We start from the raw sequence: 15,202 nt of genomic DNA, 5'->3' as shown, positions 1-15,202 counted from the left end.
CCAGAGGCTCTGCCTCGTCGAAAAAAAAGAGAGGCAGAGCCTCAAGAAATGCGTTCCCAGGCAGAGCCTAGGAACGAGTAAATCCGGTAGCCTCGGAATGATTTAAATGCGTTCCCAGGCAATTGCGTATTTCTCGTTTTCTCGTTTTTCTCGTTCCCAGGTTCTACCTGGGAACGCAGATCCAGAGGCTCTGCCTCGTCGAAAAAAAAGAGAGGCAGAGCCTCAAGAAATGCGTTCCCAGGCAGAGCCTAGGAACGAGTAAATCCGGTAGCCTCGGAATGATTTAAATGCGTTCCCAGGCAATTGCGCATTTTTTCTCGTTTTCTCGTTTTTCTCGTTCCCAGGTTCTACCTGGGAACGCAGATCCAGAGGCTCTGCCTCGTCGAAAAAAAAAGAGAGGCAGAGCCTCAAGAAATGCGTTCCCAGGCAGAGCCTAGGAACGAGTAAATCCGGTAGCCTCGGAATGATTTAAATGCGTTCCCAGGCAATTGCGCATTTTTTCTCGTTTTCTCGTTTTTCTCGTTCCCAGGTTCTACCTGGGAACGCAGATCCAGAGGCTCTGCCTCGTCGAAAAAAAAAGAGAGGCAGAGCCTCAAGAAATGCGTTCCCAGGCAGAGCCTAGGAACGAGTAAATCCGGTAGCCTCGGAATGATTTAAATGCGTTCCCAGGCAATTGCGCATTTTTTCTCGTTTTCCTCGTTCCCAGGTTCTACCTGGGAACGCAGATCCAGAGGCTCTGCCTCGTCGAAAAAAAAAGAGAGGCAGAGCCTCAAGAAATGCGTTCCCAGGCAGAGCCTAGGAACGAGTAGAGGTAGAGCCTGGGAACGAGTAGAGGTAGAGCCTGGGAACGAGTAGAGGTAGAGCCTGGGAACGAGTAGAGGTAGAGCCTGGGAACGAGTAGGGAACGAGTAGAAAGTGCGCGGGCGCACTCTACAAATTAAGCGGTAAAGTATTTTGCCGCTGGGTGATAAGTGATAATTGCGGTGGTGGATTGTTCGGGATAAAGTTGTTCGCTTTCATCCATATACAGATTAATGCGATCGCACTTGAGCAAATCCAACTGCTTGTATTGATCCGCCATATTCGGACAAGCAGGATAACCGAAACTGTAGCGCGAACCCCGATATCTTTGGGCCAGCATATCCCGAATATTATCCGGTTCTTCGCTACCAAATCCCAATTCCCGACGAATCCGGGCGTGAGTCCATTCTGCCACTGCTTCCGCCGTCTGTACCGCTAACCCATGAAAGTAGAGATAATCGGTATATTGATTGTTAGCAAATAGCTTTTGGGCGTACTCTGTCGCAATTTCTCCCACTGTCGCTACCTGCATCGGAAATACATCGATTTTACCCGATTCTTTCGGTGCGAAAAAGTCAGCAATGCACAGCCTGCGCGCCGATTTTTGGCGCGGAAATGTGAATGTGGCTGCGGGTGTCGATACATCTTGCCCGTTATTCATAATTTCCGGGTCATACACATACAAAGAATTGCCTTCAGACTGACAGGGAAAATAGCCATAAATTGCTTGGGGATGCAATAGCTTTTCAGTGATTATTTTGTGTTTCCACTGTTCCAAAATCGGATATACTGTCTCAGCTAAGAAAGCATCGTATTCTTCCCGCGATTGGTCTTTTGGCTTGCGGAACTGCCACTGTCCAGCAACTAAAGCTTGCAAATCTAAGTGCCAGAAAATCTCTTCAAAGGGGATTTCTTCCGGCCGCAATAACTGAGTTCCCCAGAAGGGAGGATTTGGGCGATCGATATCTGCTGCCACTGCTTCCGAACGGTTAGTATCTATAACAACCGGAATTTCGGCTTTAGCTGCTTGTTTCGCATCCTCAACAGCGATTTCTTCAGAAGTCTTAGCTGATTTAACCGCCCCATTGCCATTTTCAGCAAACTCGCCTAAAAATCCTTGCAAATCTTCCCATTTACCAGCAGATTTAGCTGGCATCAGTTTATCCATAAAATGCAAGTCGGAAAACGCATCTTTGCCGTAAACTACTTTACCATTGTAAGTATTTTGGCAGTCTTCATGGACAAACTTGGGAGTTAAAGCTGCACCGCCCAAAATTACCGGAACCGTAATTCCTCTCTGGTTAAATACCTCCAAGTTTTCTTTCATAAATGCAGTGGATTTTACCAGCAAACCGCTCATCGCGATACAATCAGCTTTGTGCTTTTCGTAGGCATCAATGATGTTATCAACTGGCTGTTTAATTCCCAGATTGATTACTCGGTAGCCATTGTTTGATAAGATAATATCAACCAAGTTTTTACCGATATCGTGAACGTCGCCTTTGACAGTGGCAATGATGAATGTGCCTTTGGCATTGTCCCCAGATTCCGACTTTTCCATGTACGGTTCTAAATAGGCAACTGCGGCTTTCATGGTTTCGGCTGATTGCAATACAAAGGGCAATTGCATTTGTCCAGAACCGAACAATTCTCCGACTACTTTCATCCCGTCTAATAGGAAAGTATTGATAATGTGGAGAGGCGGATAGGTTTCTAATGCTTTGGCGAGTTGGATATCTAGTCCAATGCGTTCGCCGTCGATGATGTGCTGCTTCAGGCGTTCTTCTACGGGAAGGTTTGCGTCTTCGGTGCGATCGCGCTTAGTAGTTTTGCCCGCAAACACCGTTGTTAGCTCGCCCAAGGGGTCATAAACGCAAATTTCGCCGTCGAACTCCCGTTCATCGTAAATCAGTTTACGGCAGATTTCTTGGTGTTCTGGGTCGATTTTGGCGAGGGGTAAAATCTTGTTGGGGCTGACAATGGCTGAATCCATCCCCGCCTGCATTGCTTCGTGCAAAAACATGGAATTCAAAACTTGTCTCGCCGCCGGATTTAAGCCGAAGGAGATGTTAGAAACTCCCAAAATTACGTGACAACCGGGCAATTCTTGGCGAATGCGGCGGATGGATTCGATGGTAGCTTTGCCGTTTTTTCGGTCTTCTTCAATCCCGGTGGAAATTGGCAATGCTAGGGTGTCAAAAAAGATTTCCTGGGCGGGGATTCCGTAGGCGACGGCGGCGTTATATGCACGTTGGGCGATCGCAAATTTTTGGTCAGCAGTCCGCGCCATCCCGTCTTCATCAATTGTCCCGATCACTATACCGGCACCGTATTTCTTGGCTATTTCTAAAACTTGATAAAAACGCGGTTCTCCGTCTTCATAGTTAGTGGAATTCAACAAACATTTGCCGCCAGCAACTTTTAACCCGGCTTCCATCTTTTCCCATTCTGTGGAATCCAACATTAAAGGGAGAGTTGCATTGGTGACAACGCGGGAAACTAATTCTTTCATGTCGCGGACACCATCGCGGCCGACATAATCGACGTTGACATCAAGAATGTGCGCGCCTTCTCGCACTTGTTCCCGCGCCATTGCGACTAAACCATCCCAGTCTTCAGCGTTGAGTAAGTCGCGGCATTTTTTGGAACCGCTGGCGTTGAGTCTTTCGCCGACTATTAAGAAGGAATTGTCTTGTTCGTAGGGTTGGGCGGTGTAAATTGAAGCCGCGGCTGGTTCCCAGTTAATTTCGCGGATTTTGGGGGTGAGAGTTTTGCCAATTTCTGATAGTTCGCGAATGTGATCGTAGCGAGTCCCGCAGCAGCCGCCGATGACTTGCACGCCTAAGTCTTCGACGAAGCGCATCAAGGCCATTTTTAATTCTATGGGCGTGAGTTTGTAGTGCGCGTGGCCGCCGATGTTTTCTGGTAAGCCGGCGTTGGGAACGCAGGAAACGACGAAGGGTGAATGTTCGGAAAGGTATTTAATATGTTCGGCCATGCGATCGGGGCCGGTGGCACAATTTAATCCTAAGATATCTATGGGATAGGGCTGCAAAATGGCTAGGGCGGCGCTGATGTCGGAACCAACTAACATTGTGCCAGTGGCTTCCATGGTGACTGATACCATTAATGGAATGCGATCGCCTTTTTTCTTGAACACTTCTTCAATGGCATTTAATGCTGATTTTATTTGCAGCACATCTTGACAAGTTTCGACAATAAATAAGTCAACGCCGCCGTCGTAGAGTCCTTCTGCTTGTTCGGTAAAAGCGGCGGTGAGTGTGTCAAAATCAATGTGTCCTAATGTTGGTAATTTGGTCCCAGGTCCGATCGAACCTGCAACAAATCTCGGTTTTTCTGGTGTGGAAAATTCGGCGGCGATACTTTTGGCGAGTTCTGCCGCTGTTTTGTTGAGATAATAGGCTTTGTCTGCTAAATCGTATTCGGCGAGCACGATGGAAGCAGCCCCAAAGGTGTCAGTTTCGATGACGTCGGCGCCTGCTTCGAGGAAACCTCGGTGGACGTTGGCGACGGCTTCGGGTTTGGTATGGACGAGATATTCGTTGCAGCCTTCGTATTCTTTGCCGCCAAAGTCTTCTGCTGTCAGGTTTTGGACTTGTAAGTTGGTGCCCATTGCGCCGTCGAAGACGATGACGGGGCGCGAGGGGTGGTGGAGGCGATCGAGGAACAGGCTTTTCATGGGCGGTTAAAAAAACTGAGGTGCTATATATTTACAATTTCATCTATTGTGCAATATTCTCAACAGTTATGTGAACCTTGGAGAGTAACTAATGACTGAAGGATTCGATGCTGTTGACAATAGTTCGATCGTACCTGTAATTTTACCGATCGCGCCTGCTCATTGTCAAAATTTTGTTCCGGGCGCGGCTGTGACGGAAAAAGAGGCGATCGCAGGTGAGGGATTTTTTCGCTTAAGTGTGGAGGATTTTCGGGAAAATGCGATGGAGATTATGAAACGAGTGATGTTTCAGGGCGATCGGATTCTGTTACAGGAAGCGGGGGAAGATGTAGGTGCGATCGTTCCTGAAGCTGAATTTCACAAACTAGATTATTTGATGGCAGAAATCAAACCATCACAATTCATGCCTGAAGAAGAAGCATATTATGAAGATGAAGGAGCAATTCACTGCATTTATCCAGATGAATTTTTAGATGATTTAGAAAACATTTTAGCAGATGTCAATGAATTTGACGAATTATTTGGTTTAATACCAACTAAAGAGATGGGAGAGGATGTTGATATTTTTATGTCGGCTGCTATTGTGATGTCTGTAGATAGATTTTGGGTGCCGGATTATGTAATGGCTGAACGACAAGCGATGGTGGGTGAATCAGTATAGTTTTGGATGCAGAAACCGGGTTTTTTATAAAAATCTTGCATCCCAGTATTCCAAACGGTCAAAAACCCGGTTTATTGCGTCGGAGTGCGTAATTCATGATCTTCTTGGACGCAGAAACCGGGTTTTTTATAAAAATCTTGCATCCCTGTTTTCAAAACTCGAAAAAACCCGGTTTCTTTGGTATTTAGGCGTAAGTCCTAATCTGGATTTGCGGCTGTTTAAAAATCGGAAATCCATCAGGAGTTTTCAATATTTTCCCCTGTGGGTCTAGTTCAACATCACAGAATACATAGTTGCCAGTTTCATCTCGCATTAAAGCAGGTTTTCCGTCTACAATTTGGTAAGCAGGACGAGAAAATTGAACAATGTCTTGATTCTCGACAACTTGTCCGTTTTCATCCCGCAAAATCGGACAAGCCACTAATTTATCTTCCGCATCAATAACCCAAGAATTAGTTGCGGGATCTAGCAACAATTCCGGGTAAACATTTTGCCCGCTAGATGACTTCAGCAATTCACCTTGTTCATCAACTAAGGGCATCAAGAAAACAGGTTCTCCTTGGGAATTGCGCAGGAGTTCGTTAGTTTGCGGATGGCGCAGCGCAATTGCTCTTGGTGCAGGCAATTCTACATCGGGCAATTCGGGATGGGGCGGGTGCAAACTCGGTAATTCAGCATCAGTTGCAATGTCGTAATGGCGGGTATATTGCACTGCTGCTTTGGTGAATCCAGCCCGCTGTAACATGGCTTGCATACCCGATTGATCGGCTGCAATTAGTAAGTCTATATCGCTGACTTTCATGGTTTTTGCGTGGGCGATCGCAGTTTTTGCTAGCATTTGAATTGCTTCTGATTTCCGATGTTCTGGCTGGACATACATCCCCAAAACGGAACCGACGCGGCGGGATTGAAAGGGATTCTCAATGTCGTGTTGCTGGATTAAATATTCGGGGAGACTGGCGGGCGGGGCTTCGTCGTAATAGTAGATAAATAGACAGCCGATGATGCTGTTGTTTTGTTCTAATAACCAGCAGAAAGAAAGGGGTTTTTCGATTTGGTTGGTGACGTATTTTTCAAAGTCGAAGTTAGGTTTGACGAGCATTGAGGGGTCGATGGATTCGCGTTCTTGGGCGAATGCTTGCCAGAGGGGGGCGATCGCCTTTGCGTCGGTTGCGGTGGCTAGACGGTGGCTGTAAGGGGCGATGGGGGCGATCGGTATAGTTACGGCTGTCATAGTTTTTGGGGGTGAATTTGCATCGAAGGTGAAAGCCTTCTATTGTGTATTGGGATTTCGCGGGCTATTTTTACGCAAAATCGGAGTTTTTGTAATAAAAGTTAATATATGGACTCAAACATAGGCCCCAGAAACCGGGTTTTTTACGAAAATACTGAATCACAGCCTTGAATCTGCTGAAAAACCCGGTTTCTTTAGTTCGCGTGTGCAGGAGTGGCCAGAAACCGGGTTTTTACGAAAAAACTTAGTTACAGCACGCAAAAACCGCCAAAAACCCGGTTTCTTTTGTCGAATCTCGCTACAAAATCGTCAAATAAGTTTCTGTTGGACTGATGGGCAATGGTTTTAAAATTTGATTTTGCAAATCAATTTCTAACCCCAAAGCTTCTAAAGGTATGACTCCCAAAAGAGCATCTTTACCTCCCGGTAACTCCAAGCACTCGAAGGTTCCTTCGCGATCGAACATGGATATGGTAGCATCTCGGAAAATTCGGGCTTTGCCGATGCCCATTGCGGTGGCTACGTCTACTTCTTTCAGGAGTTTCAGTCCCAGTTGGGCGATCGCATCTTGTGGCAAACACAAGGTAGTTGCACCCGTGTCTACCAATACATTTTTGAGAGTTATCGATCGAATTTGCTCTTCCGATCTCACCCCGGCCTCTGCCAGGATTTGGTCGGCTCGATTAATGATTGTCAGAGTGGCGAAGACTTTTCCCATTGCTTTGTTGGTTTGAGTTTGCATATTTTTCTCCTACTTAAGAGTTGGAGTGATTACATCCTTTAATTGTAACTTATTTTGATGGGCTATCGCTCCGGCAATATAGTACAATAGAATTATCGAGCGAGTTAAAACACAACAAATGACAAGTACAACCAATAAAGAACCAACCCTGGCAGATGTCATCGAAAAGTTAGACAAGCTATCGACTGAAGTTGACAAGCTATCTAGGGATTCCGAGAAGTTTAACGATCGCTTTTCTAATTACCAGCAAGCGACTCAGTGGGTGGTGCAACTTGCTTTTACTTTAATTGCTAGTGCTACTATTACAGTCATTATCACTTCAGTGCTGCGGAAATAATCGAGAATGGGGCGATCGCGTAGATTAAGAAACCGGGGTTCTGCCTAAATATTGCGGTAGGATGCAAAAGTTATCGCAGAAACCCGGTTTCTGGGAGAGAGGTGCGATCGCTCTTCTAATTCTAGTTGACTGGGATATCAATCTAATTTATAATTATCGTTATGGACAGATTAGATTACCGCGAAGTAATTGAAAAAGTAATTCAGCAACACGCTAGGGAGCAATCTGAAAAAGACTTGGATCGAGTTCAAGTAGTTTTTGATGCTGAGCGCGATCGCTATTTGTTGTTGTATGTGGGATGGCACGATGAAGAACGAATTCATGGATGTCCGATTCATATCGATATCAAAGATGGAAAAATTTGGATACAGCAAGATTTTACTGAAGAAGGATTGGCTAATCAGTTGATGGAACTAGGTGTACCGCAAACGGATATTGTTTTAGGATTTCGAGCGCCTTATGTGCGACAGTTTACAGGATTTGCAGTGGCTTGAATTGTGATTTTGAAGGGGCGTGCGTGGATCGAGAAACCGGGTTTCTTCCTAAATATTTCGGTGGAGATGCGAAAGTTATCCCAGAAACCCGGTTTCTGGCAGAGGGGCGCGTAATATCGTTTCCGGCTACATCGGAATGATTTAACCGCAGAGAACACAGAGGACACAGAGGGAGAGAATAGAGAGATGAATAATTCAGATGCTACCGGATTTGATATAAATTAAGAAACCGGGTTTCTTCCTAAATATTTCGGTGGGATGTAAAAGTTATCACAGAAACCCGGTTTCTGGGAGAGGTGTGCGATCGCGCGGAGAAAGAAACCGGGGTTCTTAACAATCTCGGTTAGTTTCGCGAAAAGTCTGAAAAATTTAGTAAAATAGAATTATCCAGGCGATCGCTTTCCATTGTGTTTTTTATGCCAGCAAAAGATATATTTCACGGTGTAGTTCGTTCAGCTTTAGAAAAAGATAGTTGGAAGATTACTCACGATCCGCTGTCAATTACAGTTGATGGAATTGAATTTTATATCGATTTGGCAGCAGAAAGACTTTTAGCAGCAGAAAAGCATGGGCAAAAGATAGCAGTAGAGATTAAATCTTTTGTAGGTAAGTCGGAGGTGAGTGAATTTCATACAGCTTTAGGACAAACACTCAACTATCGTTCAGCGCTGAGAAGGAAACAAACCGATCGCCTTTTATATTTAGCTGTTCCTTCTGAAGTTTATCGGGAATTTTTTCTAATCCAATTTATTCAGGAAGTTATTGCCTAACATCGGTTAAAGTTACTTGTTTTTGAGCCAAGCCAACAGGAGATTATTTTATGGAAGGAATAAACTATTCAGAGTTAGTCCAGACTGTCTTAAAAAGACATACAGCCAATCATTTATCTGAGGATACAGAAAAAGAGTTAATTTTTGATAAAGAGAGCGATCGCTATCTTTTGGTTCATGTAGGTTGGGAAAATCAAGAGCGGGTTTATGGTTGCGTGGTTCATGTGGATATCAAAGATGGGAAAATTTGGATTCAGCGCGATTTAACTGAAGCAGGAATTGCTAACGAATTGGTGGAATTAGGTGTACCGAAAACGGATATTGTTTTGGGATTTCGAGCGCCTTATGTTCGGCAGTTTACAGGGTTTGCAGTGGCTTAAATGTTGATTCTGAAGGGGCGATCGCATGGATTAAGAAACCGGGTTTCTTCCTAAATATTTTGGTAGGATGCAAAAGCGATCGCAGAAACCCGGTTTCTGGGAGAGGTGTGCGATCGCACAGGTTTCTGTTTATTGAGATTTTGCTAAGGGCGATCGCAGTTTTTTGCACTCTTGTTTAAATCTCATCTTCATCTGACTCAAACAATGCTTTTAAATTGCGCGAACCATGTACTACCCGAAGAATTTCTAAAGTATTAGCAGTAACTTGATAAAGAATAATATAGCCATCTAAAGGTACACCCCGTAAATCCGATCTAATCTCTTCATAACTGCGCCCGATCATCGGAAAATTGATTAAATTTTGACATTTTTTCTCAAAAGCTGCAATTAAACGCTCTCCTTTCTCAACATTCAGGTTGGCCAAATAATCTATAATTTCGTTTAAATCGCGACTAGCAGAGGGAGCAATAATGTAACGATTCATGCTTGTTGCTGACGCGCTTGACGTAATTTTTCTTTCAATTGATCGATAACTACATTTCCGTCAATTCCTTCGCCACGTCTGATTTCTTCAATGGCTACATCTACTTTTTCTCGTGTTTCTTCTACCCAAGTTTCATACTCTCGATCGCGTTGATATAATAATTGTAATGCTTCGGCAATTACTTCTTCAGCATTATGGTATTTACCACTGTTTAGTTTTTGTTGAATTAACTCGGCTTGTTCGGTTTTCAAGGTGATCTTCATAGTCTTGATTGCGGATTAAACTTATCTTAGATTATAGCATTGTATGGAAGTTTTATCCAGAGGTGCGATCGCGTGGATCGAGAAACCGGGTTTCTTCCTAAATATTTCGGTGGGATGCAAAAGCGATCGCAGAAACCCGGTTTCTGGCAGAGGGGCGCGTGGATTAAGAAACCGGGTTTCTTCCTAAATATCTCGGTGGGAGGCAAAAGTTATCGCAGAAACCGGGTTTCTGCCAGAGGTGTGCAATCGCACGGATCGAGAAATCGGGTTTCTTCATAAATATTTCGGTGAGATGCAAAAGTTATCCCAGAAACCGGGTTTCTGGGAGAAGTGCGATCGCTCTTTGGGTAGGTTGGAGAAAGAGATGGGTTTGTGAGGAGCGATCGCGCGATTTTTTATCAACTGCCAGTGGAAGCCAGGGTTTTTTGTTGCCGTTTGCGTTTCATCCGCATTTTGGCAATAAAAGCACTAAACGCCAATCCACCTAATACAGTAGAAGGTTCGGGTACGGGTTCGGAAACGGCTGCGGGTGTCGTTGAAATAGTAGCATCCAGACCCGTCGAGTCATACGAAAGAGTCTGGTTACTACCATAACCAACAGCAAAATCAATCGTGTCACCAGCTTGAACCGTCCCAGCCGTCGTAAATGACTTGCTACTAGAAGCACCAAAGCCATTAATCAAGTTACTGAAAAGTAGAATATTGTTATGGAGAACGTGAACATCTGTTGTCGTCGGCCCAACATAATCGAGGCCGGTAAACATTGTAGCAAGTGAGTAGGTTGCCGCTTCAGGCGCAATCCAGCGGACAATGCTATATTCTCCGTAATAACCGGGGTGAAACCCTAGTTGATTCGGTTGATAAGTTGTTGTCGGATGAGAATTATCTTCGGTTGCGGTTGAGTTGTGGGTGACAAAAGGCCACGAAGCTTTTGCAGGATCGTACCACGAGTCGATGGTAGGAGTCTGCTTTCCTACGTTGCTATACAGGTTGAAGTTAGATTCAAGGCTTGATGACCAGCCGTAGCGCCAAGCGCCATTGGGGTTATTGGTTAGGGAAAAGTCAGATGCGACGTTGAAAATGGCAGAGAAACTGGGTTTAGCGGCCATACCCAAGATGAAAGCCGCCATCAACATAATTTGGGTTTTTTTGAGAAGAGACATATAAATTCCTTCAAATTTGGGTAGATTGTAGGTTGTGGTTTGTTACCTCAACCTACAAATTTGCGATTCATACGGGCGATCGCCTTTAACGATCACGGTGCAGCAATTGCGGGCTGCGGCTGATTCTGCAATGTTTGTTGCTGTTGCACCAGCGATTGCAATTGTTGCTGTTGCCCCGATACTTGCTGTTGCAGTGCTGTGATTTGCGGCTGCAAAGCAGCAGTTAACTCTTGGGCTTTTTGTGCAGCTATATCTCGATATTGAGCCGCCATATTAGCAGCCGCTTGTGCCTCATTTCGATAAGCTACCGCCTGCGGATTATAAATCGTGCCGTAAATAGGATTTTGGCGTCCTGAACGACCTCTTTGCCAGCCGACAATTCCCCAAGTATAAATCTGGCTGTTCCAGTAATTAGCAGCATTTTGAGCCTCCTGTCGCTGCTGTTCGAGTTGATTAACCAAAGCATTAGCTTCGTTGATTTGAGCTTGGTAGGTTTGCAGGGCTGACTGAGTTTCTTGAATCTGCGATTGCTGGGATGCAATTAGATTTTGGAAATCAATCAGCCCTAGGGAAAAAGATAATCATACTGGGCAGGAATTCCAGGAGCAGAAGGTTGTATAAATGGGCTGAGTGCCTGCTGCTGTTCAGTTGTTAAGGTATTCCAAGCACCGATCACTGACACAAAAGATACTGAACTTGGGTTTTTTAAGAGAGGCCACAGACCGACTTTTTGCTGCGGAGTTAGGGTAGCCCAGATTCCTTGGAGATTAAGAATTTCGGGCGGAATTGGATTTTGAACAGGTGGCTGTGCAGGTGGCTGTGCAGGGGGCTGTGCAGGGGGCTGTGCAGGGGGCTGTTTCTTCTTCTTAAACCATGCAACTAAACCTGCGATCGCACCTCCAACCAGAGCAATCCCTCCTAAAACTATCCCAACTTTCCCCAAGATAGGCAGGGCCAAGAATTTAGTACCAATCCAGCTAAATACTTTCTTAACCGTCGAGAAGATACCGCTAACTTTAGAGAAAAAGTCCTTAACCTTGCCGATAAAACTCGATACTTTGTTAACAAAACTTACCACTTTGCCAACAAATCCGCTCACCTTGTTAAAGACTTTCTTCGCTCCGTTCCATAATTTCTTGAAGAAGCCACGGGCCTCTTGTTCGCTAGCACCTTCTTCACTCCAAACATCAAAATTAGAGGAGAAAATACTATCTGAAATATCAAGTCCAGATGGGGGAGATTTAGCCATTGCCACAGCATCAGCCAGATTCAACAAACCCGCACCTGTTTGAATATCCCAGCCGGGAGTACCCAAATCCATCGCAGTTGCTTTGAGAATAGCTTTCACCTGTGCAAAACTCAAATTTGGATTAGCCGCCCAGACTTGGGAAGCTGCACCAGTCACCTTCGCCGCAGCAATCGAAGTACCGACAATTTCGGGGATTGATGCCGCTGAATTGCTATCAGGATTCTTAATATCTCCTAACGCCTTTCCTAATTTTTTAGTCGCTTCTAAGACAAGTTGTTCCTCAGCTTCTGTCAGTTTGGCATCTTCAGTTGGTGCTTCGTTAAATTTAATCGCTTTTTCCACAGCTTGGCGTTCAAGAGGAGTTAAATCTTTGAGCAAGTCCTCATTGGAATTAGCATTAGAACTTGTTTTGCTGTCAGGAGTACCGCCAAAAGCAACTAAATCTATGCCCGCACCGTAACTGGAATAGTCAGCAAGATTTCCATTCCAATCCGCCGCACCAACTGTGATGATATTGGGAAAGTCCCGCGAAGCTTTCCCCAAAGCAGATAAACCTTCGACACCTTGATTTCCTGCCGCTGCTACAATCAAGACTTTATTGTCGCGAGCGTATTCAATGGCTGCTCGTTCTTCTGCTGTAAATTTAGTGCGGGTGTTGCCATCTTTGTCAATTAAATCAAAACTGAGGTTGACAATAGCATTCGGCTGCTTGGATGCTTTTGCAGCATCGACAAATTCCCGCAAAGATTGAGCCCATTTCCCAGAACCAACAGCACGTCCAACCCACAGCGGTGCATCGTCATTAACGCCATTGATGCCGATGTCGTTGTTCTGTTTTGCCCCGATAACTTCTAATACTTTAGTGCCGTGTTCTGCCTTGGGATCGCTAGCAGGAAGTAAGGGATTATCGTCGCTATCATTGTAATCGCGACCTTTGATAATCCGGCTGTAGTCAATATCGGGATTGTTTTCAGCAAAACCCGTATCGATAATACCGATTAAAGGTTGGTCTTTGGCATCAAATTGATATTCGCTAGCAATGCCGTCTACATCAGCAAACGGATCGTTTTGCAAGTCATCAATGTCTTTTTGTAGATCTGCGATTAAAGCATCAAGTTCTTGCGCCGCTTGTTTCTCATCTTCAGGTTTTGGCTCGACTAAAGCACTGTCTGGATTGGCAGAAATTTGCTGAAGCTGATTGTTAAACTGCTCTAAAACTTTGTCGAGTTCGGGAGCTAAGTTATTGATTTGGCTGACAACATCTTGAACAGTCGCTTCTGGTGGTATCGGTTTAGCTTCAGTCGCTTTTGCTAGAGGAACTGCTGCTGCTAAATTCAGCAATCCTGAACCAGTTTTGGCATCCCAATTGGGCAAAGCAATATCAGTGGCAGTACGTTTGACAATATCGAGAACTTGCTGATAATTTAGCAGGGAATTTGCTGCCCAAACTTGAGAAATTGCACCTGTAACTTGGGCGGCTGCTACAGAAGTTCCAGCCATCAATCCGGTGCTTTCGCCGACAGTCGATCGCACGGGATTGTTCAGCGTTCCTCCTTCTGTTAAAATGTCTAAGCCCTTGCCTGTTCCCGAATAATCTGTGACTTGACCGCCAGAAGATGCACCGACGGTGATGATATTGTCAAACTGAAGAGATGCTTTCCCTAAAGCCGATATTTCTTGGGGATTGTTGCCCGCAGGAACGACAACAACTATTTGATTTTTGCGGGCATATTCCAAAGCATTTTGTTCGGCTTCTGTCAGCTCGTAGCGGGGAACTATCTTGCCGCTAGCATCAACTTGAATTAGTTCAAAACTGATGTTAACAACTGCATTCGATTGACCTGATTTTTTGGCAGCATCGACAAATTCAATTAAGGATTCTGCCCAACTGTTATTGCCGCTAGCTCGACCCAACCAAATCGGTGCTTCGTTGTTAATACCGTCGATGCCTTTGCTGTTATTTTGAGTGGCGGCAATTAAGCCTAAAACGTGAGTGCCTTGTTCGCTGCCTTCACCGGATTTAATTAAGGGATTGTCGTCGTTGGCAATGCGGTCTTTTCCGAGAGTAATGCGGCTGTAGTCTATATCGAAATTATTGGCATTAAATCCTGTGCTAATAATACCGACTAAGGGCTGATTTGCTTTTAAAAAATTGAATGAAGAAACCGTTGCAGGCGGGTTATCGCTAACATTTTGAGCAGAATTTGTGGGAGTTGTATTGGTTTGATATTGACTGTTTGTGGCTGTTTTGTTGGATGAATTGGGTGCGACAGGTTGAGTTACAAGAGCAACTTGTTGAATAAAAGTTGCTGGTTGGCTGTTAGTAGCAGTTGCTTGCTTAGCAACTGCTGGGGTAGCAGTTACTGGCTGGCTTTCGGTGGGAATTGATTGAGTGACAGCAGAAATTTCTTGAGGATAAATTGCTGGCTTACTTTCATGGGCAATCGGCTGAGAAACTTGAGCAACTTCTTGAGTAGAAATGGCTGGTTTGTCATCATTTTTTGGACTGAGAGTAACAGCAGGTTGTGGTTGATTTGTCTTGGTTTCTATCTCAACTGTCGAAAGGTTTTTAGGTGCAGGTTGAGGTGCAGGTTGAGTGACTGGTTGAGTAACTATTTGAGTTTCAGTTTCAACTAATGTCGTTACAGTTTTCTCTGAAGCAGGCGCATCTTTTGTTGAGGTAGAAACAGGTGCGATCGCCTTTTTGTCCTCTTCAATCTTCACCGCTGGCGTTACAGCCTTATCTGAAGTAACAACTTCGGTTTTCGACACAGATTCAGTACCAGGAGAAATAGGCGCGATCGCCTTTTTATCCTCTACAATCTTCACCACCGACGCTACAGTTGTCTCGGAAGATGACTGATGCGCTACGACTGAAGAAACCGGGTTTTTTACCAAATCTGTTGGCTGTGACGCAGTATCTG

At 44.9% G+C, this 15,202-nt stretch carries 14 protein-coding genes; 5 read left to right on the top strand and 9 right to left on the bottom strand.

Annotation, left to right across the window (positions count from 1 at the left end; all coding sequences use genetic code 11):
- Positions 1-937 precede the first annotated feature (937 nt).
- Positions 938-4,501 carry a methionine synthase gene (gene metH / locus ACBR23_RS19175; protein WP_371120274.1) on the bottom strand — a complete coding sequence of 1,188 codons (3,564 nt, stop codon included), beginning with the start codon at positions 4,499-4,501 and terminating at the stop codon, positions 938-940.
- A gap of 91 nt (positions 4,502-4,592) precedes the next feature.
- Here metH and ACBR23_RS19170 point away from each other — a divergent pair, with 91 nt between their 5' ends.
- Positions 4,593-5,162, top strand: a complete 570-nt coding sequence (locus tag ACBR23_RS19170) for a type II toxin-antitoxin system Phd/YefM family antitoxin (RefSeq protein WP_371120275.1) — start codon at positions 4,593-4,595, stop codon at positions 5,160-5,162.
- A gap of 184 nt (positions 5,163-5,346) precedes the next feature.
- Here the strand turns inward: ACBR23_RS19170 and ACBR23_RS19165 are convergent, their stop codons facing one another.
- Together ACBR23_RS19165 and ACBR23_RS19160 are read right to left on the bottom strand one after the other, a co-directional pair.
- Entirely contained in the window at positions 5,347-6,396 is a 1,050-nt protein-coding gene (locus ACBR23_RS19165; protein ID WP_371120276.1) for a GNAT family N-acetyltransferase, read from the bottom strand.
- A 298-nt stretch (positions 6,397-6,694) separates the two neighbouring features.
- Complete coding sequence (locus ACBR23_RS19160) at positions 6,695-7,138, bottom strand: retroviral-like aspartic protease family protein (RefSeq protein ID WP_371115213.1); 444 nt, start codon at positions 7,136-7,138, stop codon at positions 6,695-6,697.
- Between the two features lie 118 nt (positions 7,139-7,256).
- On the opposite strand from ACBR23_RS19160, the gene ACBR23_RS19155 reads away from it, so the two are divergent.
- The 4 genes from ACBR23_RS19155 to ACBR23_RS19140 all read left to right on the top strand — a co-directional run bounded on the left by ACBR23_RS19155 (position 7,257) and on the right by ACBR23_RS19140 (position 9,119).
- Positions 7,257-7,475 carry a hypothetical protein gene (locus tag ACBR23_RS19155; RefSeq protein ID WP_341735303.1) on the top strand — a complete coding sequence of 73 codons (219 nt, stop codon included), beginning with the start codon at positions 7,257-7,259 and terminating at the stop codon, positions 7,473-7,475.
- Between the two features lie 161 nt (positions 7,476-7,636).
- A complete protein-coding gene (locus tag ACBR23_RS19150; protein ID WP_371115214.1) occupies positions 7,637-7,969 on the top strand; it encodes a XisI protein in 333 nt (110 codons plus the stop codon).
- Positions 7,970-8,385: 416 nt separating this feature from the next.
- On the top strand, positions 8,386-8,739 hold the full coding sequence (locus tag ACBR23_RS19145; protein WP_371115215.1) for a XisH family protein: 354 nt from the start codon (positions 8,386-8,388) through the stop codon (positions 8,737-8,739).
- A 50-nt stretch (positions 8,740-8,789) separates the two neighbouring features.
- Complete coding sequence (locus ACBR23_RS19140) at positions 8,790-9,119, top strand: XisI protein (protein ID WP_371115216.1); 330 nt, start codon at positions 8,790-8,792, stop codon at positions 9,117-9,119.
- Here the strand turns inward: ACBR23_RS19140 and ACBR23_RS19135 are convergent.
- The 6 genes from ACBR23_RS19135 to ACBR23_RS19110 all read right to left on the bottom strand — a co-directional run.
- Positions 9,097-9,288: a hypothetical protein gene (locus ACBR23_RS19135; RefSeq protein ID WP_371120277.1), complete on the bottom strand. Its 192-nt coding sequence runs from the start codon at positions 9,286-9,288 to the stop codon at positions 9,097-9,099. The two genes, ACBR23_RS19140 and ACBR23_RS19135, sit on opposite strands and share 23 nt — an antisense overlap.
- Before the next feature lie 6 nt (positions 9,289-9,294).
- Positions 9,295-9,603 carry a type II toxin-antitoxin system RelE/ParE family toxin gene (locus ACBR23_RS19130; RefSeq protein ID WP_371115217.1) on the bottom strand — a complete coding sequence of 103 codons (309 nt, stop codon included), beginning with the start codon at positions 9,601-9,603 and terminating at the stop codon, positions 9,295-9,297.
- Positions 9,600-9,866 carry a type II toxin-antitoxin system ParD family antitoxin gene (locus ACBR23_RS19125; RefSeq protein WP_371120278.1) on the bottom strand — a complete coding sequence of 89 codons (267 nt, stop codon included), beginning with the start codon at positions 9,864-9,866 and terminating at the stop codon, positions 9,600-9,602. The genes ACBR23_RS19130 and ACBR23_RS19125 overlap by 4 nt, the downstream gene beginning before the upstream one ends.
- 398 nt (positions 9,867-10,264) lie before the next feature.
- Positions 10,265-11,029 (bottom strand): hypothetical protein, encoded by a 765-nt coding sequence (locus tag ACBR23_RS19120; protein WP_371120279.1) that lies wholly within the window; start codon positions 11,027-11,029, stop codon positions 10,265-10,267.
- A 92-nt stretch (positions 11,030-11,121) separates the two neighbouring features.
- Positions 11,122-11,490 carry a hypothetical protein gene (locus tag ACBR23_RS19115; protein ID WP_371120280.1) on the bottom strand — a complete coding sequence of 123 codons (369 nt, stop codon included), beginning with the start codon at positions 11,488-11,490 and terminating at the stop codon, positions 11,122-11,124.
- A gap of 104 nt (positions 11,491-11,594) precedes the next feature.
- Positions 11,595-15,202, bottom strand: a 3,608-nt coding sequence (locus tag ACBR23_RS19110; protein ID WP_371120979.1) for a S8 family serine peptidase, incomplete at its 5' end; no start/stop codon positions are given.

It is taken from the genome of Microcoleus sp., from assembly GCF_041354475.1.
GTDB lineage: Bacteria > Cyanobacteriota > Cyanobacteriia > Cyanobacteriales > Microcoleaceae > Microcoleus.
The sequence above is the reverse complement of the archived record's forward strand: the minus strand, read 5'-3'. Positions and strand labels throughout refer to the sequence as shown.